Genomic DNA, 18,272 nt, shown 5'->3' with positions numbered 1-18,272 from the left:
CCCGAAAGACTGAAACCGCACTCGCTATCAAGCGCCCACACTTATCGGCTGTTAGTTTTTAAAGAGCACATCGCAAGAATCACTTCAACTTCCGTCTTGCGTCGCTGCATCAGCAGCAGAGAAACGAGATTATGAAGAACGTTTCGGTATCTGTCAACAAGATTTTGCAGCGTTTCTTATCGACTCAACCTACTTATCCAACCGACTTAAAGCAAACGGGTCGTGCGGACATCGCACGACCCGTCGACATAAGTCTTGGTGCCGGCTGCAGGACTCGAACCCGCCACCTGATGATTACAAATCAACTGCTCTACCAGATGAGCTAAGCCGGCGAAGAGCGAGATTCTACTTCATTTAACGACTTTGAGGTGGGACCGCACGGCCGATTTCGAAGCATCGTCCTCGACGCCCGCCTGCGAGTCATCTTTCGACGATTCCGCCGCGGACTCCGCACGCTCGCCGGCTGGCTCCTCGATACGCCGGGTCTCACGCTCGACCGATCGCGATCCGAGCGGAGCGCCGGCGAGATCCGGGCCGGAATGCGACTGCTCGACCGGAAACGCCATCCCCTGTCCGTTCTCTCGCGCGTAGATCGCGAGCACGTTGGCAACCTGCACTTCGATCTTGTGCGACTTGCCGGAGAACCGGGCGCTGAACTCGATCCACTCGTTGCCCATCTGCAGTTGGCTCGTCGCCTCGAAACTGATGTTCAACACGATCTCGTCGTTGCGCACAAACTGACGCGGCACGCGCGTGGCGGCATCGACCCGTACGGCGATGTGGGGCGTGAAGCCGTTGTCCGTGCACCACTCATACAGTGCGCGCAACAAATACGGCTTGGTGGAAATCTCTTGCATCAACTTTCCTCTGTCGGAATACGGCTACGCGAAATCCGCGCCGCCGCGTCCCAACGCACTCAAACTATCGACGCATCACCTTTTCGGAAGGCGTCAGCGCTTCAATATAGGCCGGACGGCTGAAGATCCGCTCGGCGTACTTCATCAACGGTGCAGCGTTCTTCGACAGCTCGATGCCGTAGTGATCCAGACGCCACAGCAGCGGCGCGATCGCGACGTCGAGCATCGAAAACTCTTCGCCCAGCATGTACTTGTTCTTCAGGAAGATCGGGGCGAGCTGCGTAAGGCGATCGCGGATCGCGCCGCGCGCCTTCTCGTGGTTCTTCTCGGCGGCCTTGCCCTTTTCATTCTCGAGCGTGCCGACGTGAACGAACAACTCCTTCTCGAAATTCAGCAGGAACAGCCGCGCACGCGCGCGCTGCACCGGGTCAGCCGGCATGAGTTGCGGATGCGGGAACCGCTCGTCGATGTATTCGTTGATGATATTCGACTCGTACAGGATCAGGTCGCGCTCGACGAGAATCGGCACCTGGCCATACGGGTTCATCACCGCGATGTCTTCCGGCTTGTTGAACAGATCGACGTCGCGAATCTCGAAATCCATGCCCTTTTCGAACAACACCAGCCGGCAGCGCTGGGAGAACGGGCAAGTAGTGCCGGAATACAGAACCATCATGTTTTTAAAGTTCCTTCAGTAAACTCGAAGGGCCGGCTGCGGCGCTTCCCTCCCGGAAAACGCCGTCGCGCCGACCCACGCCGTCGAGGGCGCGCTATTTGATATCTTTCCAGTATGCCGCGTTCAGGCGCCACGCGAGGAAACTCAAGAGCGCCAGGAACAGCAAAACCCAGACGCCGAGCCGCTTGCGCGTCTGCTGCGCGGGTTCCGCCATCCACGACATGTACGAAACGAGATCCGCCACAGCTGAATCATAATCCACGGACGACATGGCACCCGGTGTAACCTGAGTGTAACCCACGAATCTTCTTACCTTTTCGCCGGTCTTTTCATCCGTATCGGTCTCGAATTTAGCATCCCGGATGCCCTGAAGCGTCCATAGTACGTGCGGCATGCCGACATTCTCGTACACGCGGTTGTTCCAGCCCGTGGGACGCGTCGGATCACGGTAAAAACTCCGCAAATACGTATAGAGCCAGTCCTTGCCACGCGCCCGCGCCTCGACCGACAAATCCGGCGGCGACGCACCGAACCACGCCTTCGCGTCTTCCGGGCGCATCGCAATCGACATCGTATTGCCGACCTTATCGGTCGTGAACAGCAGATTCTCCTGAATCTGCTGCGGCGTGATGCCGATATCGGTCAGCCGGTTGTAGCGCATCAGGTTCGCGCTGTGGCAGTTCAGGCAATAGTTTACAAAGATTTGCGCACCGTGCTGGAGGGACGCGAGGTTGTCCGAGCTATCGGGCGCCCGGTCGAGCACCGCCTCTTCCTCCGCATACACGGGCGCCGCGGTGAACGCGAACAGCACGGCGGCGATCATCGATATTGTAGAGAGCCATTTTTTCATCGTATTTGTCTCCGGACGTGCGCTCAGTGAGGTTTGTAGTGCACTCGCTCAGGCGGCGTCTTGAACTTGCCGCGCGGCGTCCAGAAAGGCATGCCGAGGAAGAACGCGAAGTAGATCAGCGCGCAGATCTGCGCGATCAGCGTCGCGGCCGGCGATGGCGGTCGCGTGCCCAGGAAGCCGAGCAACAGGAACGCAAACACGAAGATCGCATAGAAGACCTTGTGGAAAAGCGGCCGATAGCGGATCGACTTCACCGGGCTGCGATCCAGCCACGGCAGGAAAAACAGCGACACCACCGCGGCGCCCATCACGACCACGCCCCAGAACTTCGATTCCGTCAGCGCCATGAAGATCAGCACGAGCACCGCGAGCACGGGCAGGCCGAGCCGCCACTTGCCGCGCGCCTTCAGCAAAGCCAGCAGACCGAGCACCGCGATCACGATCATCAGCACGATCTTGAACGGATCGGTGGTGGCGCGAAGCATCGCGTAGAACGCGGTGAAGTACCACACCGGCGCGATTTCCGGCGGCGTCTGCAGCGGGTTGGCCGGCACGAAGTTGTTCGCTTCGAGGAAGTAGCCGCCCATCTCCGGCGCGAAGAAAATGATCGCTGCGAAGATCAGCAGGAACACGCTCACGCCCATGAAATCGTGCACCGAGTAATACGGATGGAACGGAATGCCGTCGAGCGGGATGCCGTCGGCGCCCTTCTTCGCCTTGATCTCGACGCCGTCCGGATTGTTCGAGCCGACCTCGTGCAGCGCGACCAGGTGCGCGACCACGAGCCCGATCAGCACCAGCGGAATCGCGATGACGTGGAACGCGAAAAAGCGATTGAGCGTGACGTCCGACACCACGTAATCGCCGCGAATCCACAGCGACAGATCCGGGCCGATGAACGGAATCGCCGAGAACAGGTTCACGATCACCTGCGCGCCCCAGAATGACATCTGTCCCCACGGCAGCAGGTAGCCGAAGAACGCCTCGGCCATCAGGCACAGGAAGATCGCGCAGCCGAAGATCCACACGAGTTCGCGCGGCTTGCGATACGAGCCGTACATCAGCCCGCGGAACATGTGCAGATACACGACGACGAAGAACATCGACGCGCCCGTCGAGTGCATGTAGCGGATCAGCCAGCCCCACGGCACCTCGCGCATGATGTACTCGACCGATGCGAACGCGAGCGTTGCATCGGGCTTGTAGTTCATCGTCAGGAAGATGCCCGTGACGATCTGGTTGACCAGCACCAGCAGCGCGAGCGAGCCGAAGAAGTACCAGAAGTTGAAGTTCTTCGGCGCGTAGTATTCGGAAACGTGTTTCTTCCAGGTCGAGGTCATCGGGAACCGGCGATCGATCCAACCGGTCAGGCCCGTTGTCTCCACTTCCTTGTCTGCGGTCGCCATTTACGCCTCTCCCTTTTCGTCCTTGCCAATCACGAGTTGCGTCGCGGATGTGAACATGAACGGTGGAATGTCCAGGTTCTGCGGCGCGGGCTTGTTCTTGAAGACGCGGCCGGCCATGTCATAGGTCGAGCCGTGGCACGGGCACAGGAAACCACCCGGCCAGTTATCGGGGAGATTGGGTTGAGGACCTTCGGTGAAACGTGGTGTCGGCGTGCAGCCCAGATGCGTGCACACGGCAACGGCCACGAAGATGTTCTTGCGATCGGCGCGCGAACGGAACTCGTTGTTGCAGTACTCCGGCAACGGCATGGAGAACTCCATCTTCGACTTCGGATCGGCGACTTCGTTGTCGGCCTTCTTGACGTCGGCCAGCATTTCGTCGGTGCGGTTCACGATCCACACCGGCTTGCCGCGCCAGGCGACGGTCATCATTTCGCCCGGCTTGAGTCCGCTGATATCGACCTCGACTGGCGCGCCCGCCGCCTTGGCCTTTTCCGATGGTGCAAACGAACCTACGAAAGGAACTACGGTTGCCACCGCGCCGACACCACCTACTGCGGTCGTCGCAATCAGCCAGGTACGGCGCCCGCCGTCGACGCGTTTTTCTTCCTTGTCTCGCATCACACGCCCCACTTCTGAGTTGGATTTATACCGTCACATCAGTCGTTCCGCCGCTAGTGTGCGCGAATGGAGTTAGCATTTACAAGGGCTGACTAGCAAAAATCACTCGAAGTGATTGATGCTTCAGGGTTTTCCCCACGTTTCTCGCGCAATCTCGTGAAGCATTCATTTAAGCCGACTGCAAGCGCCAATAATGGGCGCACCGGCTTAATGACGTATTAAACAGGATTATCGATGTCGATAAAAAGATGTTCGATATCGAACTGCTCGGACAGGTGCGCGCCCACGGCCTGCACGCCGTAACGCTCCGTCGCGTGATGGCCCGCGCCGATGTAAGCCACGCCCGATTCCGCCGCAATATGCATGGTCTGCTCCGAGACTTCGCCGCTCAGATAAACGTCCGCGCCCGCCGCAATGGCCGCTTCGAAATAACCTTGCGCGCCGCCCGTGCACCACGCCACGCGCCGCAGTTCCTTGTCGGTATCGCCGAACACGAGCGGCTTTCTGCCGAGTGCGTTCTCGACCATCACGCTGAAGTGTTCGAGCGACAGCGGCATCGCGAGCGTCGCGATCCAGCCGAGATCCTGATCGGCAAAACGGCTGTCCGCGATCAAACCGAGCCGCGCGCCGATCTGCGCGTTGTTGCCGAATTCCGGATGCGAATCGAGCGGAAGATGGTAGGCGAAGAGATTGATGTCGTTGGCGATGAGCGTGCGCAGCCGCCGGTGCTTGCGGCCCGTGATCTGCGGCGCCTCGTTGCGCCAGAAGTAGCCGTGATGCACGAGCACGGTGTCCGCGCCCCACTCGAGCGCGGCTTCGAGAAAGGCCTGCGAGGCGGTCACGCCGGTCGCGATCTTGTGCACGCGGCGCGCGCCCTCGACCTGCAGACCATTAGGGCAATAGTCCTTGAAGCGGCCGATTTCCAGCAGATTGTTCAGATACAATTCGAGTTCGATCCGATCCATGAAATCCTCTATCCCTTCAAATGCTTAGACGCTTCTGGCTATTTTTTGCCCAAGCGGTCACCGTGCTTTTGGCCCTGATGTTCATCATCGCGACCTTGAAACCGCAGTGGCTTCAACGTCAAGGTCAATTCGGCAAGCAGCTTGCCGAGCCGATCGTCGCTTTGCAGGAGGTCGCGCCGAGCATCGGCTCCCGCCCGCTTCAGTCGTCCTTCTCGGAAGGCGCGCAAAAGGCGATGCCGGCCGTCGTGAACGTGTTCTCCAGCAAGGACGGCAACCTGCCGCCCGACCCGCGCGCGAAAGACCCGCTGTTCCGCTACTTCTTCGGTGACAAGAACAAGCGCAAGAGCGACGAGCCGCCTGCGTCGAATCTGGGCTCCGGCGTCATCGTCAGCTCGGAAGGTTACATTCTAACGAACCAGCATGTCGTCGACGGGGCGGATCAAATTGAAGTCGCCCTCGCCGATGGTCGCACGTCCAGCGCGAAAGTGATCGGCGTCGATCCGGAAACCGACCTCGCCGTGCTGAAGATCAACATGACCAACCTGCCGGCCATCACGCTCGGCAGGATGGATCAGACGCGTGTCGGCGATGTCGTGCTCGCGATCGGCAATCCGTTCGGCGTCGGGCAAACAGTCACGATGGGCATCGTCAGCGCGCTCGGGCGCAATCACCTCGGCATCAACACGTTCGAGAACTTCATCCAGACCGACGCGGCCATCAATCCCGGCAACTCGGGCGGCGCACTGGTGGACGTGAACGGCAATCTGCTCGGCATCAACACAGCGATCTATTCGCGCAGCGGCGGCTCGCTCGGCATCGGCTTCGCGATTCCCGTGTCGACCGCGCGCAGCGTGCTGGAGAGCATCATCACGACGGGCACCGTCACGCGCGGCTGGATCGGCGTGGAACCGCAGGACGTAACGCCGGAGATCGCCGAATCGTTCGGGCTGGACCAGAAGTCGGGGGCGATCGTGGCGGGCGTGCTGCAGGGCGGTCCGGCCGACAAGGCGGGCATCAAGCCGGGCGATATCCTCGTGTCCATCAACGAGGACGCGATCACCGACACCACGCGCCTCCTGAACGTCGTCGCGCAGATCAAGCCGGGCACGTCGGTGAAGGTTCACCTGATGCGCAAGAACAAGGAGCTGGACGTCAACGTGATGATCGGCAAGCGTCCCGCGCCGCCGCGCGCAGCGCAGATGCCGGATGACGAAGGCGATCAGGGTGACCAGGGCGACGAATAAAACGTCGTGGCCCCAAAAGTAAAAAGGCAGCTTCGAGAAATCGAAGCTGCCTTTTTTTACCGCCGCGCCGCGACAATAAGCCGCACCTACTCCGCCGCCGCTTCCTCGCTTTTGACCTGTTCCTTGCCGACCACCAGCCGCGCCGCGATGATCCCCGCCTCGTACAGAATGACGAGCGGAATCGCGAGAATAAGCTGCGAGAAGACATCCGGCGGCGTGACGACCGCCGAAATGACGAACGCGCCAACGATCACGTAAGGCCGAATCTGCTTGAGCTTCTGGATCGACACGACACCCATGCGCGCGAGCAGCACGACGACGATAGGCACCTCGAACGTCACGCCGAACGCGAGGAACATCGTCAGCACGAAGCTCAGGTAATTGTCGATATCCGTCGTCATTTCCGCGCCGAGCGGCGCGTTGTAGTGCGCCATCACGCGGAAGATCGTCGGGAAGACGACGAAATACGCGAACGCCATGCCGCACAGGAAAAGCGTGTAGCTGCTGAACACCAGCGGCGCGACGAGTTTCTTCTCGTGCTGATACAAACCGGGCGCGACGAACGCCCAGACCTGATACAGCACGATCGGCAGCGCGATCACGAAGGCGACGAGCATCGTCACCTTCATCGGGACGAAGAACGAGCCGGTGACGTCTGTGACGATCATCTTGCCGTCGGCCGGCAGGTTCTGCATCAGCGGACGCGCCAGCAGCTTGAAGATGTCCGGCGCCCAGTACACCAGCGAGACGAACACCACGATGACCGAAGCCCCTGCGCGGATGATGCGGTCGCGCAATTCGACCAGATGCGAAATGAACGTCTCTTCGACGGGCTCTTCTTTAGTGTGTTGCGGGTCGCTCACGCCGGCCCTCGGTAAAAATCATCGATGGAAGGAAACGCGGCTCGCTCAGAAGAACTTGGTCTGCCGGCGCAGGGTGGCGGGCGTGTGACGCGCAACGCGCGCCGCGCCCGACTGAACCCGCGTACGGCGCGAGGTCGTGCGCTTGTACCAGTTGGGAATCGCGGCTTGCTTGACGCGCCAGTTCTTGCGCTTGGCGGGCGTCGATGACGACGTGCTGGCCCAAGGCTTGTCCGACGCGGCGCTGTCCGCCGATTCCGCCGCGCCGCCCGCGATGCTCGGCGCGACCGACGTACCCTCCTTCCATGCATCGTTCAATTCGGACTCGTGGCGACGCAGCGTGTCGTGAATCGACGACTCCACGTTCGACGCCGCGGTTTCGAACTCGGTGCGCATTTTCTTCAGCTCATCGAGTTCCATTTCACGAGTGACTTCCGACTTGACGTCGTTGATGTAGCGCTGCGCGCGCCCGAACAGCGCGCCCGCGGTGCGAGCGACGCCGGGCAGGCGCTCCGGTCCGAGAACCACCAGCGCCACGACGCCGATGACCGCCATTTTGGTCAGACCGAGATCGAGCATTGAACGAGAAGTGAATGGTTGCGGTCGGCGGCCGAATTAGCGGTAGTCGCCCGAGCGGGACTTGTCCTTGGCCTCGACGTCCACTGCACCGTTACGCGGCAGTTCGCGCTGGTCGGCGGGATTGGCCGGCGTCTCGCCGTCGCGCATGCCTTCCTTGAAACCCTTCACCGCGCCGCCCAGATCGCCGCCGATGTTGCGCAACTTCTTCGTGCCGAAAACGAGCGCCACGATCAACAGAACGATCAACCAATGCCAGATGCTTAACGAACCCATGAATGAAAACTCTCCGTGATTCCGCCCCGATTTGGGTGCCGGGAACGGAAGATCGGCCTTTCGACCGCAGCCGAGGCAGAGCGCCTCAGCGTCAACTATCGATTTTGCTCGCCCAATATTTCATTGGAAAGGAGAAAGCCGCAAGCGAAGAATGCGACTTACCCCATTCGGCGCCACGGGCGCTCGCCGGCCAACAAATGCGCGTGGATGTGATACACCTCCTGCCCGCCGCCCGGCCCGGTATTAATTACCGTGCGAAAGCCGGTGTTCCCTCCCGTGTAGGAGACACCCAGATCCTTCGCCAAACGTCCGACGAGACTCACCATTCTACCAAGCAGCGGACTGTCACTTTCTGTGCAATGCGAAAGTGTTTCAATATGCTTCCGCGGTATGACCAGTACATGCACCGGCGCTGCGGGGTTGATGTCGTTGAACGCGACGAATTCATCGTCTTCGTAGACCTTCGTGCTCGGAAGCTGCCCCGAGGCGATCTTGCAAAAAATGCAGTTGTCTTGACTCATGGAGTTGCCGGATTTTGTTATCGGTTGTGATCAGAACCACGCGCGCGGTTCGAGCGTCTTGTTCTCGTAGAGGAAGAGCCAGCCCTTGATGATGCGATAAAGCGTCCAGATCCAGGCCGCGCCGATGATGAGAAAGCCCAGCCCCAGCACCCATATCAGCGCGAAGCCGACTACATGCCCCAGCAGCGACCACCAGAACGTGCGGATCTGCCAGGTGAAGTGATCCTCGTACGGCGTTCCGGCGGCATCGCTGCGCTTGACGTAGTTGAGGATGATCGCGACGAGCCCTGTCAAACCGCCGGAGATCCAATACAGCGCATAGAGCGCGTAAAGGATATGCGTGAACGTGCGCATGTTGCGCAGACGCTCGGGATCAGTCGAATGTTGAACGACAGGCGGATACGGTTCGTACGGCCGGTTCATGCTTGCTCTCCTTCGCGCGAAGCGAGATGCTCGTCAGCCGCCGTTTTGTTCGCGCTCGCGCGACTTGCGCAGCGCCTTCTCCTCGATTCCCGACAAGCCTTCGCGACGTTCCAGTTCCGCGATCACGTCGGCGGGATTCAAGTCGAAATGCGACAGCATCACGAGACAATGAAACCACAAGTCGGCGACTTCGCTGACGATCGCCTTCGGGGCGCCGCCATGACGCGCGTCCTTCGCGGCGAGCACGACTTCCGTCGCTTCCTCGCCGATCTTCTTCAGGACCGCGTCGTCACCTTTGTGAAAGAGTCGGGAAACGTAGGATTGTTCCGGATCGCCGCCCTTGCGGCTGTCGATGACGGAGGCGAGGCGCTGCAGCGTGTCGAGCGTGTTGGCTTGCGTCATTTGTAGATGCTTTCTGGGTCTTTCAGGACCGGCTCGACGGCGACCCACTCGCCGTTTTCCGCCGTGCCCTCGAATTTCTGGAAAAAACAGGAATGGCGGCCGGTGTGACACGCGATGCCCGATACCTGCTCGACCTTCAGCAGCACGACGTCTTCGTCGCAATCGAGACGCACGTCGTGGACGTGCTGCACATGGCCCGATTCCTCGCCCTTGAACCACAGGCGCTGGCGCGAGCGCGAGAAGTACACCGCGCGCTTCAGTTCGATGGTCTTCGCGAGGGCCTCGCGATTCATCCACGCGAACATGAGCACGTCGTTGGTCGACGCTTCCTGCGCGATCACCGGCACGAGACCGTGCGCGTCCCACTTCACCTTGTCCAGCCAGGTCATATGATCGCTCACGGCTTACGTCCTCACCGAAATGCCTTGCCCCGCCATGAAGCGCTTCGCCTCGCCGACGGTGTGCTCGCCGTAATGGAAGATGCTCGCCGCGAGCACCGCGTCCGCGTGACCTTCGACGATACCGTCCGCCAGATGCTGCAGCGAGCCGACGCCGCCCGACGCGATCACCGGCACCGGCACCGCGTCCGATACGGCGCGCGTCAGCGCGAGATCGAAGCCGGCTTTGGTGCCGTCGCGATCCATGCTCGTGAGCAGGATTTCACCCGCGCCGTACTCGGCCATTTTGCGCGCCCATTCGATCGCGTCGATGCCGGTCGCCTTGCGGCCGCCGTGCGTGAACACTTCCCAGCGCGGCGCCTCGCCCTCGGCGGACACGCGCTTCGCATCAATCGCGACGACGATGCATTGCGAGCCGTGCTTGTCCGACGCGTCGCGCACGAGTTGCGGATTCGCGACCGCCGACGAGTTCATGCTGATCTTGTCGGCGCCCGCATTGAGCAGACGGCGCACGTCCTCGACCGCGCGCACCCCGCCGCCGACGGTCAGCGGAATGAACACCTGCGAGGCCACCGACTCGATGATCGGCAGAATCAGATCGCGTTGATCGGAGGTCGCAGTGATGTCGAGGAACGTGAGTTCGTCGGCGCCCTGATCGTCGTAGCGTCGCGCGATTTCGACGGGATCGCCCGCGTCGCGCAGTTCGACGAAATTGACGCCTTTCACGACGCGGCCAGCGGTCACGTCGAGACAGGGAATGATGCGTTTTGCGAGAGCCATGTCCTTGCCACTACTGATTCGGTACGAAATGAGGGCGGCCGAAGCCGCCCGCGTGCTTCTCAGGGGCGCTCGCGCCGCGCTGAATTACGCGCCGTCGGGTTCGCGCAGCGCGTCGGCGCGGGTCTGGGCAGCCTTGAAATCGAGATCGCCGGAGTAGATCGCGCGGCCGCAGATGACGCCTTCGACGCCGTCATCTTCGACCTCGCAGAGCGACTCGATGTCCGCGATGCTCGACAGCCCGCCGCTCGCGATCACCGGAATCTTCACCGCTTGCGCCAGACGCACGGTCGCGTCGATATTGATGCCCTGAAGCATCCCGTCGCGGCCGATGTCCGTGTAGATGATCGACTCGCAGCCGTAGTCCTCGAACTTGCGCGCGAGATCGACGACTTCGTGGCCGGTCAGCTTGCTCCAGCCGTCGGTGGCCACCTTGCCGTCTTTCGCGTCCAGCCCGACGATGATGTGCCCCCCAAACGCGCTGCACGCATCGCGCAGGAATCCGGGATTCTTCACCGCTGCGGTGCCGATGATCACGTAGGCGAGGCCATCGTCCAGATAACGTTCGATGGTTTCCAGATCGCGGATGCCCCCGCCGAGCTGCACGGGAATCTCGGTGCCGACTTCGTCGATGATCGCGCGGATCGCGTCGCCGTTCCTCGGCTTGCCGGCGAACGCGCCGTTAAGGTCGACGAGATGCAGCCGTCGCGCGCCGCGATTGACCCAATGTCGGGCCATTGCTGCCGGATCTTCTGAAAAAATGGTCGCCTGGTCCATATCGCCTTGCTTGAGGCGCACGCACTGACCGTCCTTAAGATCGATGGCCGGAATGAGCAGCATAGGTATCGCGTATTTTCTGGGTGAGGTTGATCAAAACGGCCCGCGTGCGGTTTTCATGCCTTTCGCGAGCCGTCTCGCTAGTGTAGTACAAGTCTTGCAACGGTCACGCGCCCGTAGTAATAGGCGAAAACGCTAGCGTGCGCGCCATCTCACGGGTTCCAGTGCACGAAATTCCGATACAGGCGCAAGCCTGCATCCGCACTCTTTTCCGGGTGAAACTGGGTCGCGAAGATATTGTCGCGCGCCACCGCCGACGTAAATGCGCTGCCGTACATCGTTTCGCCGGATGTGTGCGCCGGATTGTCCGGCACCACGTAATAGCTGTGGACGAAGTAGAAGAACGCACCTTCCGCGACGCCGTCCCAGAGCGGATGCGCCTGCGTCTGCCGGACGCGGTTCCAGCCCATTTGCGGCACCTTGAAGCGCGAGCCGTCGTCCTGCAGGAGCCCGTCGAGCTGGAAGCGCACGACTTTGCCCGGCAACAGCCCGAGGCCCTTCGTATCGCCTTCCTCGCTCCAGTCGAACAGCATCTGCTCGCCGACGCACACGCCGAGCATCGGCTTGTCGCGCGCCGCCTGCATCACCGCTTCCTGCAGCCCGGATTCGGCCAGATGCGCCATGCAGTCGCGCATCGCGCCCTGGCCCGGCAGCACGACGCGATCCGCCGCGTGGATGCCTTGCGGCTGGTCGACGATGGCCACGTTCGCCTCGGGCGCGGCCTTCTTCAGCGCCTGATACACCGAGCGCAGGTTGCCCATTCCGTAATCAACAATCGCAATCGAAGTAGTCATTTCAAAGATGGCATCAAGGCCTTCAAGCCGTTGACGATGAATTCCACCGCCAACGCGGACAACATCAAACCCATGAGACGCGTGCCGATATTGATGCCGGTGCGCCCGACCACGCGCGCGATCGGCTCGGCGAGATTCAGCGCGCCGAAGCACAGCCCCGCGATGATCGCGCCCAGCAGGACGAGCCCGAAGCGGTCGTACCAGTGCTGCGCATTGGCAGCATAGACGATCACCGTGCTGATCGAGCCGGGGCCGGTGAGCAGCGGAATCGCGAGCGGCACGACCGCGATGCTGTTGCGCTCCTCGGCTTCCATGCGTTCTTCCGGCGTCGAGCGCGCGTTGCCGACTTGCGCGTTCAACATGCTGATCGCCATGAGCAGCATGATGATGCCGCCGCCCACTTCGAACGAACCGACCGAAATGCCGAAGAACGCGATGATCTGCTGCCCGAGCAGCGCCGTCACCGCGATCACGCAGAACACCGAAATGGACGCGACGCGAATCGTGTTGCGTCTTTCGATATCGGATTGCTGCGCGGTCAGGCTCAAAAAAAACGGTATCGCGCCGATCGGATTGATCAGCGCGAGTAGCGATATGAACGACTTGAACAGATCCATCGTGTTTTCGACGCTCGCGCGCCGAAGCGGCGTGAGTCGATCAGAGGCTGCCCTTGGTCGACGGAATCTGCCCCGCCGCGCGTTCGTCCATTTCGACAGCCATGCGCAGCGCGCGGCCGAACGCCTTGAACACGGTTTCGACCTGATGGTGCGCGTTGATGCCGCGCAGATTGTCGATGTGCAGCGTCACGCCTGCGTGATTCACGAAGCCGCGGAAGAACTCGATGGTGAGATCGACGTCGAACGTACCGATGCGCGCACGCGTGAACGGCACATGGAATTCGAGGCCCGGACGGCCCGAAAAATCGATCACGACGCGCGACAGCGCTTCGTCGAGCGGCACGTACGAATGGCCGTAGCGGCGAATGCCCTTGCGGTCGCCGATCGCCTTCGCCACAGCTTGCCCGAGCGTGATGCCGGTATCTTCGACGGTATGGTGATCGTCGATATGGAGGTCGCCATGCGCTTCGATTTCGAGGTCGAACAGCCCGTGACGGGCGATCTGGTCGAGCATGTGATCGAGGAACGGGACGCCGGTGGCGAGCTTCTGCTTGCCGGTGCCGTCCAGATCGAGCTTCACACGGATCTGCGTTTCGCTGGTGTTGCGAACGACTTCCGCAATGCGCATGGTGATTCCTTGAGGCTTTCGAAAAGTGGGGGTTTAGTTCGGCGCGAGCTTTTTCAGCGCCGCGACCATGTGTGCGTTTTCTTCGGCCGTTCCGACCGTCAAACGCACGCAATTGGCCAGCAAAGAATGCATTTTACCCACGTTTTTTATCAGAACCCGCGAAGTCAGCAGGGTTTCGAAAGCAACGGCGGCGTCCGGCACGCGCACGAGCAGGAAGTTGCCCGCGCTCGGATAAACCGTCATGCCGGGCAGCGCGGCCACTTCGCGCGCGAGTTCGGCGCGCTGCGCGCGCAATTCGGCGGCCTGGGCGTCGAGCACATCGAGGTGATCGAGCAGGAAATCGGCGGTGGCCTGCGTCAGCACGTTGATGTTGTACGGCGGGCGCACCTTGTCGAACTGCATGATCCATTGCGGACGCCCGGCCATGTAGCCGAGGCGGATGCCCGCGAGTCCGAGCTTCGACACCGTGCGCATCACGACGACATTGTCGAAGTCCGCCGCGCGCGGCATCCAGCTTTTTTCGGCGAACGGCTGATACGCCTCGTCGATCACCACGAGACTTTTTTGTGCTGCGGCGACCACACGTTCCATATCGGCGTCGTCGTAAAGCGTCCCGGTCGGATTGTTCGGATACGCAAGGTAGACGAGCGCGGGCGCGTGTTCCTCGATGGCGGCGATCAGCGCGTCGGCGTCGAGCGTGAAGTCCGGCTTCAGCGGCACGCCGATGAACTCGAGATGCGCGAATTTCGCCGACATCTCGTACATCACGAAACCCGGCACAGGCGCTACGACCTTCGCGCCCGGCTTCGAGCACGCGACCGACATCATGGTGATCAATTCGTCCGAGCCGTTGCCGAGCAGGACGTCGCAGGCGGCGGGAACGTTCATCGCGCGCTTGATCTTCGCGAGCAGATCCGCGGGACGCGGCGCCGGATAGCGATTCAGCGCGACGCCGGCGAGATGCGCGCCGAGACGTTCGGCGAGATCGGCGGGCAAGGTGTACGGATTTTCCATCGCGTCGAGCTTGATGAGACCCGTGGCGTCGGGCACGGGATAGCTCGTCATCGCGAGGATGTCGGGACGAATGATGTCTTGTGCTGTCGTCATGATCTCCCGGCGTCTCTCTCGCCGGTCAGGCGGCGGCTCTCAGGCCGCCTCGGTCATTCGGGTCGGCCTGATTCAGCCGATGTTTTTCATTCGATACTCGGCGCTCTTCGCATGCGCCTGCAAGCCTTCGCCGTACGCCAGTTCCGCCGCGATTTCACCGAGCGTCTGCGCGCCGTCCGCGCTCACTTCGATCACGCTCGAACGCTTCATGAAATCGTACACGCCGAGCGGCGACGAAAAGCGCGCAGTGCGCGAAGTCGGCAGCACGTGGTTCGGTCCGGCGCAGTAGTCGCCGAGGCTTTCGCTCGTGTAGCGGCCGAGGAACATCGCGCCTGCGTTGTGAATCTGCGCCGCCCATTGATGCGGATCGAGCGCGGAAATCTCCAGATGCTCCGGCGCGATGTCGTTCGCGATCGCGCAGGCTTGCTCCATGTCCTTCACCTTGATGAGCGCGCCGCGGTCTTCGAGCGAACGCTGGATGACGTCGCGGCGCGGCATCGACGGAAGCAGCTCGACGATCGCATCCTCGACGCGCCGGATGAAGTTGTCGTCCGGGCACAGCAGAATGGATTGCGCGAGCTCGTCGTGCTCGGCCTGCGAGAAAAGGTCCATCGCGACCCAGCGCGGATCGGTGGTCGCATCGCAAATGACGAGAATTTCGGACGGACCCGCGATCATGTCGATGCCGACCGTCCCGAACACGCGACGCTTCGCCGACGCGACATACGCGTTGCCCGGACCACAGATCTTGTCGACCGCAGGCACGCTTTGCGTGCCGTACGCGAGCGCGCCGACTGCCTGCGCACCGCCGATCGTAAACACGCGGTCCACGCCGCCGAGCAGCGCCGCCGCGAGCACGAGCGGGTTCTTCACGCCGTCGGGCGTCGGCACGACCATCACGATTTCCTTCACGCCCGCGACGCGCGCCGGAATCGCGTTCATCAGCACCGACGACGGATACGCCGCCTTGCCGCCCGGCACATAGATGCCCGCGCGATCGAGCGGTGTGACTTTCTGGCCGAGCACCGTGCCGTCGGCTTCGGTGTATTGCCAGCTATGGCTGCCGCATTCGATACGCTGCTTCTCGTGATAGCCGCGCACGCGCGCCGCCGCCGCTTCGAGCGCCGCGCGGCGCTTCGGTTCGAGCCCTTCGAGCGCGGCTTCCATTTCGGACAGCGGCAATTCGAGCGCCGCCACGCTCTGCGCCTTCAGGCGATCGAACTTGTTGGTGTATTCGAGCACGGCCTCATCGCCGCGCGCCTTCACATCCGCGAGAATCTGCGCGACCGAGCGCTCGATCGCTTCGTCCTCGCTCGCTTCAAATGCGAGCACGGCACGCAGCGCCTTCTGAAAACCATCGGTGCTGGAATCGAGTTTGCGAATCTTGATAGACATGCTGGTTTTCCGTTTTGCTGATGGCGCGCCGCCGCGTGCGGCTCGCCTAATTTCCGGTTGCCGCCGTGGCGCGCTCGAAGGCGTCGAGGTACGGCTTGAGCGCCGCGCGCTTGAGCTTGAGCGCCGCCTGATTCACGACGAGCCGCGACGAAATCTGCATGATCTCCTCGACCTCGACGAGGTTGTTCGCCCGCAACGTGCCGCCCGAGCTGACCAGATCGACGATCGCATCCGCAAGGCCGACGAGCGGCGCGAGTTCCATCGAACCATACAGCTTGATCAGATCGACGTGCACGCCCTTCGACGCGAAATGCTGACGCGCGGTCTCGGTGTACTTCGTCGCGACGCGCAGACGCGCGCCCTGGCGCACCGCGTTCGCGTAATCGAAGCCCGCCTTCACGGCCACCGACATGCGGCAACGCGCGATGTCCAGATCGACCGGCTGATACAGACCGCCGCCGCCATGCTCGATCAGCACGTCCTTGCCCGCGACGCCGAAATCCGCCGCGCCGTATTCGACGTAGGTTGGGACATCGGTCGCGCGCACGATGATCACGCGCAGGTTAGGGTTCGTGGTCGGCAGAATCAGCTTGCGCGAGCTTTCCGGGTCTTCCGCCACCTGCACGCCGGCGGCGGCGAGCAACGGCAGCGTTTCCTCGAAGATACGCCCTTTCGACAGCGCGAGCGTGAGGGGCGCGCTCGGCTCCACCGACGACGACGTCTGCGGCAGCGAGCTCATTGCTCGCTCCCGCTGCCCTTGATGCGGCGCACGTTCGCGCCGACTGCCGTCAGCTTCGATTCCATGCGGTCGTAGCCGCGATCCAGATGGTAGATGCGGTCGATCAGCGTCTCGCCGTCCGCGCACATCGCCGCGACCACGAGGCTCGCCGACGCGCGCAGATCGGTCGCCATGACCTTCGCGCCGGACAGTTTCTCGACGCCAGACACGAGCGCCGTATTACCGTCGATGGTGATGCTCGCGCCGAGACGGTTCAGTTCCTGCACGTGCATGAAGCGGTTCTCGAAGATCGTCTCGACGACCTGCGACGTGCCGTTCGCGATCGTGTTGAGCGCCATGAATTGCGCCTGCATGTCGGTCGGGAACGCGGGATATTCGGACGTGCGGATGTTCACCGCGCTGGCGCGCTTGTCCATGCGCACGCGCATCCAGTCGTCGCCTTCCTCGATCGTCACGCCCGCTTCGCGCAGCTTGGCCGTGACGGCGTCGAGCAGATGCGAGCTCACGCGACGCAGCGTGACATCGCCGCCGGCGGCCGCGACCGCGCACAGGAACGTGCCCGCTTCGATGCGGTCCGGCACGACGTCGTGCTTCGCGCCATGCAGCTTGTCGACGCCCTGAATGACGAGCCGGTCCGTGCCGATGCCGTCGATCTTCGCGCCCATCTTCACGAGCAGATGCGCGAGATCGCTCACTTCCGGCTCGCGCGCGGCGTTCTCGATCACGGTCTCGCCTTCGGCCAGTACCGCCGCCATCAGCAGGTTCTCGGTGCCGGTGACGGTGATCATGTCGGTGATGATGCGCGCGCCCTTCAGACGCTTCGCGCGCGCTTCGATGAAACCGTGCTCGATGTTGATCTCGGCGCCCATCGCCTGCAGGCCCTTGATGTGCTGATCGACCGGACGCGCGCCGATCGCGCAGCCGCCGGGCAGCGACACCTTCGCCTCGCCGAAGCGCGCGACGAGCGGCCCGAGCACCAGAATCGACGCGCGCATCGTTTTCACCATTTCATACGGCGCGATGAGCTGGTCGACCTTCGATGCGTTGAGGCTCACGCGGCCGTCGCTCGCGACTTCCGACTGCACGCCCATCTGGCGCAGCAGCTTCACCATCGTGCGAACGTCCTGCAGATTCGGCACGTTCGACAGATGCATGTCGTCGGCGGTGAGAAGGGTCGAGCACAGAATCGGCAGAGCCGCGTTCTTCGCGCCCGACACGGTGATTTCGCCGGAGAGCTTCGTGCCCCCCGTGATGACCAGTTTGTCCATTGCTTGTCCTTCGACCGAGCTTCCTGCTGCGGAGC

At 62.1% G+C, this 18,272-nt stretch carries 23 protein-coding genes and 1 tRNA gene; 1 reads left to right on the top strand and 23 read right to left on the bottom strand.

What is annotated here, in order from left to right:
* Positions 1 to 256 precede the first annotated feature (256 nt).
* From AWB80_RS40380 to AWB80_RS40350, 7 genes are all read right to left on the bottom strand, one after another.
* A tRNA-Thr gene (locus tag AWB80_RS40380) sits at positions 257 to 332 on the bottom strand.
* 18 nt (positions 333 to 350) lie between these two features.
* Positions 351 to 857, bottom strand: a complete 507-nt coding sequence (locus tag AWB80_RS40375) for a ClpXP protease specificity-enhancing factor (protein ID WP_061180210.1) — start codon at positions 855 to 857, stop codon at positions 351 to 353.
* Between the two features lie 64 nt (positions 858 to 921).
* Complete coding sequence (locus tag AWB80_RS40370; protein ID WP_014192402.1) at positions 922 to 1,533, bottom strand: glutathione S-transferase N-terminal domain-containing protein; 612 nt, start codon at positions 1,531 to 1,533, stop codon at positions 922 to 924.
* A gap of 94 nt (positions 1,534 to 1,627) precedes the next feature.
* The gene (locus AWB80_RS40365; RefSeq protein ID WP_061180209.1) at positions 1,628 to 2,383 is read right to left on the bottom strand and encodes a cytochrome c1; all 756 of its coding nucleotides are present in this window, start codon (positions 2,381 to 2,383) and stop codon (positions 1,628 to 1,630) included.
* A gap of 23 nt (positions 2,384 to 2,406) precedes the next feature.
* Positions 2,407 to 3,789: a cytochrome b gene (locus AWB80_RS40360; protein WP_061180208.1), complete on the bottom strand. Its 1,383-nt coding sequence runs from the start codon at positions 3,787 to 3,789 to the stop codon at positions 2,407 to 2,409.
* Positions 3,790 to 4,410, bottom strand: coding sequence for a ubiquinol-cytochrome c reductase iron-sulfur subunit (petA, locus tag AWB80_RS40355; protein WP_061180207.1), 621 nt, complete (start codon positions 4,408 to 4,410; stop codon positions 3,790 to 3,792).
* A 218-nt stretch (positions 4,411 to 4,628) separates the two neighbouring features.
* Positions 4,629 to 5,375, bottom strand: a complete 747-nt coding sequence (locus AWB80_RS40350) for a Nif3-like dinuclear metal center hexameric protein (RefSeq protein WP_061180206.1) — start codon at positions 5,373 to 5,375, stop codon at positions 4,629 to 4,631.
* Positions 5,376 to 5,395: 20 nt separating this feature from the next.
* Here AWB80_RS40350 and AWB80_RS40345 point away from each other — a divergent pair, with 20 nt between their 5' ends.
* Complete coding sequence (locus AWB80_RS40345; protein ID WP_061180205.1) at positions 5,396 to 6,619, top strand: S1C family serine protease; 1,224 nt, start codon at positions 5,396 to 5,398, stop codon at positions 6,617 to 6,619.
* A gap of 86 nt (positions 6,620 to 6,705) precedes the next feature.
* Here the strand turns inward: AWB80_RS40345 and tatC are convergent, their stop codons facing one another.
* The 16 genes from tatC to murA all read right to left on the bottom strand — a co-directional run bounded on the left by tatC (position 6,706) and on the right by murA (position 18,237).
* Positions 6,706 to 7,482 carry a twin-arginine translocase subunit TatC gene (gene tatC / locus AWB80_RS40340; protein WP_061180204.1) on the bottom strand — a complete coding sequence of 259 codons (777 nt, stop codon included), beginning with the start codon at positions 7,480 to 7,482 and terminating at the stop codon, positions 6,706 to 6,708.
* 45 nt (positions 7,483 to 7,527) lie between these two features.
* Positions 7,528 to 8,058, bottom strand: coding sequence for a Sec-independent protein translocase protein TatB (gene tatB, locus AWB80_RS40335; RefSeq protein WP_061180203.1), 531 nt, complete (start codon positions 8,056 to 8,058; stop codon positions 7,528 to 7,530).
* Between the two features lie 36 nt (positions 8,059 to 8,094).
* On the bottom strand, positions 8,095 to 8,331 hold the full coding sequence (gene tatA, locus AWB80_RS40330; RefSeq protein WP_061180202.1) for a Sec-independent protein translocase subunit TatA: 237 nt from the start codon (positions 8,329 to 8,331) through the stop codon (positions 8,095 to 8,097).
* A 158-nt stretch (positions 8,332 to 8,489) separates the two neighbouring features.
* Positions 8,490 to 8,852: a histidine triad nucleotide-binding protein gene (locus AWB80_RS40325; protein WP_061180201.1), complete on the bottom strand. Its 363-nt coding sequence runs from the start codon at positions 8,850 to 8,852 to the stop codon at positions 8,490 to 8,492.
* A gap of 30 nt (positions 8,853 to 8,882) precedes the next feature.
* Entirely contained in the window at positions 8,883 to 9,275 is a 393-nt protein-coding gene (locus AWB80_RS40320; protein WP_061180200.1) for a DUF4870 family protein, read from the bottom strand.
* Positions 9,276 to 9,308: 33 nt separating this feature from the next.
* Positions 9,309 to 9,677, bottom strand: coding sequence for a phosphoribosyl-ATP diphosphatase (locus AWB80_RS40315; protein WP_061180199.1), 369 nt, complete (start codon positions 9,675 to 9,677; stop codon positions 9,309 to 9,311).
* Positions 9,674 to 10,066 carry a phosphoribosyl-AMP cyclohydrolase gene (gene hisI, locus AWB80_RS40310; RefSeq protein WP_174258037.1) on the bottom strand — a complete coding sequence of 131 codons (393 nt, stop codon included), beginning with the start codon at positions 10,064 to 10,066 and terminating at the stop codon, positions 9,674 to 9,676. The genes AWB80_RS40315 and hisI overlap by 4 nt, the downstream gene beginning before the upstream one ends.
* Before the next feature lie 15 nt (positions 10,067 to 10,081).
* Positions 10,082 to 10,855: an imidazole glycerol phosphate synthase subunit HisF gene (gene hisF, locus AWB80_RS40305; RefSeq protein ID WP_061180197.1), complete on the bottom strand. Its 774-nt coding sequence runs from the start codon at positions 10,853 to 10,855 to the stop codon at positions 10,082 to 10,084.
* An 84-nt stretch (positions 10,856 to 10,939) separates the two neighbouring features.
* The gene (gene hisA, locus AWB80_RS40300; protein ID WP_061180196.1) at positions 10,940 to 11,692 is read right to left on the bottom strand and encodes a 1-(5-phosphoribosyl)-5-[(5-phosphoribosylamino)methylideneamino]imidazole-4-carboxamide isomerase; all 753 of its coding nucleotides are present in this window, start codon (positions 11,690 to 11,692) and stop codon (positions 10,940 to 10,942) included.
* A 149-nt stretch (positions 11,693 to 11,841) separates the two neighbouring features.
* The gene (gene hisH, locus AWB80_RS40295; protein ID WP_087132007.1) at positions 11,842 to 12,483 is read right to left on the bottom strand and encodes an imidazole glycerol phosphate synthase subunit HisH; all 642 of its coding nucleotides are present in this window, start codon (positions 12,481 to 12,483) and stop codon (positions 11,842 to 11,844) included.
* Positions 12,480 to 13,100, bottom strand: a complete 621-nt coding sequence (locus AWB80_RS40290) for a MarC family protein (protein WP_061180194.1) — start codon at positions 13,098 to 13,100, stop codon at positions 12,480 to 12,482. The genes hisH and AWB80_RS40290 overlap by 4 nt, the downstream gene beginning before the upstream one ends.
* 40 nt (positions 13,101 to 13,140) lie before the next feature.
* The gene (gene hisB / locus AWB80_RS40285; RefSeq protein ID WP_061180193.1) at positions 13,141 to 13,728 is read right to left on the bottom strand and encodes an imidazoleglycerol-phosphate dehydratase HisB; all 588 of its coding nucleotides are present in this window, start codon (positions 13,726 to 13,728) and stop codon (positions 13,141 to 13,143) included.
* Positions 13,729 to 13,761: 33 nt separating this feature from the next.
* Positions 13,762 to 14,835, bottom strand: coding sequence for a histidinol-phosphate transaminase (gene hisC, locus AWB80_RS40280; protein ID WP_061180192.1), 1,074 nt, complete (start codon positions 14,833 to 14,835; stop codon positions 13,762 to 13,764).
* A gap of 72 nt (positions 14,836 to 14,907) precedes the next feature.
* Complete coding sequence (gene hisD / locus AWB80_RS40275; protein ID WP_061180191.1) at positions 14,908 to 16,230, bottom strand: histidinol dehydrogenase; 1,323 nt, start codon at positions 16,228 to 16,230, stop codon at positions 14,908 to 14,910.
* A 46-nt stretch (positions 16,231 to 16,276) separates the two neighbouring features.
* Positions 16,277 to 16,969, bottom strand: coding sequence for an ATP phosphoribosyltransferase (gene hisG / locus AWB80_RS40270; protein WP_061180190.1), 693 nt, complete (start codon positions 16,967 to 16,969; stop codon positions 16,277 to 16,279).
* Positions 16,966 to 18,237, bottom strand: coding sequence for a UDP-N-acetylglucosamine 1-carboxyvinyltransferase (gene murA / locus AWB80_RS40265; RefSeq protein WP_061180214.1), 1,272 nt, complete (start codon positions 18,235 to 18,237; stop codon positions 16,966 to 16,968). The genes hisG and murA overlap by 4 nt, the downstream gene beginning before the upstream one ends.
* Between the last annotated feature and the right edge of the window lie 35 nt (positions 18,238 to 18,272).

Source organism: Caballeronia pedi, from assembly GCF_001544915.2.
GTDB classification, from domain to species: Bacteria; Pseudomonadota; Gammaproteobacteria; order Burkholderiales; family Burkholderiaceae; genus Caballeronia; species Caballeronia pedi.
This window is presented reverse-complemented; position numbering and strand designations above follow the sequence as displayed.

Excerpts from the sequence above, each read along its gene's own strand:
- tatB (WP_061180203.1), bottom strand. The coding sequence starts at position 8,058 with ATGCTCGATCTCGGTCTGACCAAAATGGCGGTCATCGGCGTCGTGGCG.
- murA (WP_061180214.1), bottom strand. The coding sequence starts at position 18,237 with ATGGACAAACTGGTCATCACGGGGGGCACGAAGCTCTCCGGCGAAATC.
- AWB80_RS40365 (WP_061180209.1), bottom strand. The coding sequence starts at position 2,383 with ATGAAAAAATGGCTCTCTACAATATCGATGATCGCCGCCGTGCTGTTC.
- hisF (WP_061180197.1), bottom strand. The coding sequence starts at position 10,855 with ATGGCTCTCGCAAAACGCATCATTCCCTGTCTCGACGTGACCGCTGGC.
- AWB80_RS40290 (WP_061180194.1), bottom strand. The coding sequence starts at position 13,100 with ATGGATCTGTTCAAGTCGTTCATATCGCTACTCGCGCTGATCAATCCG.
- AWB80_RS40315 (WP_061180199.1), bottom strand. The coding sequence starts at position 9,677 with ATGACGCAAGCCAACACGCTCGACACGCTGCAGCGCCTCGCCTCCGTC.
- hisD (WP_061180191.1), bottom strand. The coding sequence starts at position 16,230 with ATGTCTATCAAGATTCGCAAACTCGATTCCAGCACCGATGGTTTTCAG.
- hisA (WP_061180196.1), bottom strand. The coding sequence starts at position 11,692 with ATGCTGCTCATTCCGGCCATCGATCTTAAGGACGGTCAGTGCGTGCGC.
- petA (WP_061180207.1), bottom strand. The coding sequence starts at position 4,410 with ATGCGAGACAAGGAAGAAAAACGCGTCGACGGCGGGCGCCGTACCTGG.
- tatA (WP_061180202.1), bottom strand. The coding sequence starts at position 8,331 with ATGGGTTCGTTAAGCATCTGGCATTGGTTGATCGTTCTGTTGATCGTG.
- hisB (WP_061180193.1), bottom strand. The coding sequence starts at position 13,728 with ATGCGCATTGCGGAAGTCGTTCGCAACACCAGCGAAACGCAGATCCGT.
- AWB80_RS40370 (WP_014192402.1), bottom strand. The coding sequence starts at position 1,533 with ATGATGGTTCTGTATTCCGGCACTACTTGCCCGTTCTCCCAGCGCTGC.
- AWB80_RS40345 (WP_061180205.1), top strand. The coding sequence starts at position 5,396 with ATGCTTAGACGCTTCTGGCTATTTTTTGCCCAAGCGGTCACCGTGCTT.
- hisG (WP_061180190.1), bottom strand. The coding sequence starts at position 16,969 with ATGAGCTCGCTGCCGCAGACGTCGTCGTCGGTGGAGCCGAGCGCGCCC.
- hisI (WP_174258037.1), bottom strand. The coding sequence starts at position 10,066 with ATGACCTGGCTGGACAAGGTGAAGTGGGACGCGCACGGTCTCGTGCCG.
- hisH (WP_087132007.1), bottom strand. The coding sequence starts at position 12,483 with ATGACTACTTCGATTGCGATTGTTGATTACGGAATGGGCAACCTGCGC.
- AWB80_RS40325 (WP_061180201.1), bottom strand. The coding sequence starts at position 8,852 with ATGAGTCAAGACAACTGCATTTTTTGCAAGATCGCCTCGGGGCAGCTT.
- hisC (WP_061180192.1), bottom strand. The coding sequence starts at position 14,835 with ATGACGACAGCACAAGACATCATTCGTCCCGACATCCTCGCGATGACG.
- AWB80_RS40360 (WP_061180208.1), bottom strand. The coding sequence starts at position 3,789 with ATGGCGACCGCAGACAAGGAAGTGGAGACAACGGGCCTGACCGGTTGG.
- AWB80_RS40375 (WP_061180210.1), bottom strand. The coding sequence starts at position 857 with ATGCAAGAGATTTCCACCAAGCCGTATTTGTTGCGCGCACTGTATGAG.
- AWB80_RS40350 (WP_061180206.1), bottom strand. The coding sequence starts at position 5,375 with ATGGATCGGATCGAACTCGAATTGTATCTGAACAATCTGCTGGAAATC.
- AWB80_RS40320 (WP_061180200.1), bottom strand. The coding sequence starts at position 9,275 with ATGAACCGGCCGTACGAACCGTATCCGCCTGTCGTTCAACATTCGACT.